General features: G+C 55.8%; 1 rRNA gene. It reads right to left on the bottom strand.

The window, feature by feature from the left end:
• Positions 1 to 267 precede the first annotated feature (267 nt).
• Positions 268 to 1,795, bottom strand: a 16S ribosomal RNA gene (locus NNX34_RS15955).
• Positions 1,796 to 1,974 lie beyond the last annotated feature (179 nt).

The following is a 1,974-nucleotide window of genomic DNA, read 5'->3' as shown; positions in this document are numbered from 1 at the left end:
AAGGAGAGAACACGGGTGCCTGTTGCTTCAGGACCCAACAGTGTGCCAAACGACTAACCGGACTTACCAGGGCCGCAGCGGATGTTCCAGGAACCTCCCCCGAAGGGAAGGAACGTACTGATCCATTACGGCCGGCATGCCGGCGCCTATCCATTGATATTCCACCCTTGAGCACCCACCGGAGAACATATGTCTCCGATATGGGCATCTCCTGCAAAGCACACATCCAACACTGTGGAAGGACATGGTCTTCGAGGTGCTCCTTAGAAAGGAGGTGATCCAGCCGCACCTTCCGGTACGGCTACCTTGTTACGACTTAGTCCCAATCGCCGGTCCCACCTTCGACGGCTCCCTCCCACAAGGGGTTAGGCCACCGGCTTCGGGTGTTACCAACTTTCGTGACTTGACGGGCGGTGTGTACAAGGCCCGGGAACGTATTCACCGCAGCGTTGCTGATCTGCGATTACTAGCGACTCCAACTTCATGAGGTCGAGTTGCAGACCTCAATCCGAACTGAGACCGGCTTTTTGGGATTAGCTCCACCTCACAGTATCGCAACCCTTTGTACCGGCCATTGTAGCATGCGTGAAGCCCAAGACATAAGGGGCATGATGATTTGACGTCGTCCCCACCTTCCTCCGAGTTGACCCCGGCAGTCTCCTATGAGTCCCCGCCATAACGCGCTGGCAACATAGAACGAGGGTTGCGCTCGTTGCGGGACTTAACCCAACATCTCACGACACGAGCTGACGACAACCATGCACCACCTGTAAACCGGCCACAAGTGGGGGACCTGTTTCCAGGCCTTTCCGGTTCATGTCAAGCCTTGGTAAGGTTCTTCGCGTTGCATCGAATTAATCCGCATGCTCCGCCGCTTGTGCGGGCCCCCGTCAATTCCTTTGAGTTTTAGCCTTGCGGCCGTACTCCCCAGGCGGGGCACTTAATGCGTTAGCTACGGCGCGGAAAACGTGGAATGTCCCCCACACCTAGTGCCCAACGTTTACGGCATGGACTACCAGGGTATCTAATCCTGTTCGCTCCCCATGCTTTCGCTCCTCAGCGTCAGTTAATGCCCAGAGACCTGCCTTCGCCATCGGTGTTCCTCCTGATATCTGCGCATTTCACCGCTACACCAGGAATTCCAGTCTCCCCTACATCACTCTAGTCTGCCCGTACCCACTGCAGACCCGGGGTTGAGCCCCGGGCTTTCACAGCAGACGCGACAAACCGCCTACGAGCTCTTTACGCCCAATAATTCCGGATAACGCTTGCGCCCTACGTATTACCGCGGCTGCTGGCACGTAGTTAGCCGGCGCTTCTTCTGCAGGTACCGTCACTTTCGCTTCTTCCCTGCTGAAAGAGGTTTACAACCCGAAGGCATTCGTCCCTCACGCGGCGTCGCTGCATCAGGCTTCCGCCCATTGTGCAATATTCCCCACTGCTGCCTCCCGTAGGAGTCTGGGCCGTGTCTCAGTCCCAGTGTGGCCGGTCACCCTCTCAGGCCGGCTACCCGTCGTCGCCTTGGTGGGCCATTACCCCAACCAACAAGCTGATAGGCCGCGAGTCCATCCAAAACCGCATAAAGCTTTCCACGGACCGCCATGCGGTGGTCCGTTGTATCCGGTATTAGACCCGGTTTCCCAGGCTTATCCCGAAGTCAGGGGCAGGTTACTCACGTGTTACTCACCCGTTCGCCACTAATCATTCTGTGCAAGCACAGAAGTCATCGTTCGACTTGCATGTGTTAAGCACGCCGCCAGCGTTCATCCTGAGCCAGGATCAAACTCTCCGTAAATGTGTTACAGACACAGCACCCGAGCCAAGGAAAATTGGCTGCAGGCACTGCACTAAATTCGAAACCGGCTAAAAAAACCGTCCCATACCCACGGGGTGGGCGGAAACGGCCTGTTCAACCAATCAAAATAAATTGGTATCAATAAACTTGGCACACTATTGAGTTCTCAAACAACAGAC

Source organism: Arthrobacter sp. zg-Y1116 (assembly GCF_024385485.1).
GTDB lineage: Bacteria > Actinomycetota > Actinomycetes > Actinomycetales > Micrococcaceae > Arthrobacter_B.
The sequence above is the reverse complement of the archived record's forward strand: the minus strand, read 5'-3'. Positions and strand labels throughout refer to the sequence as shown.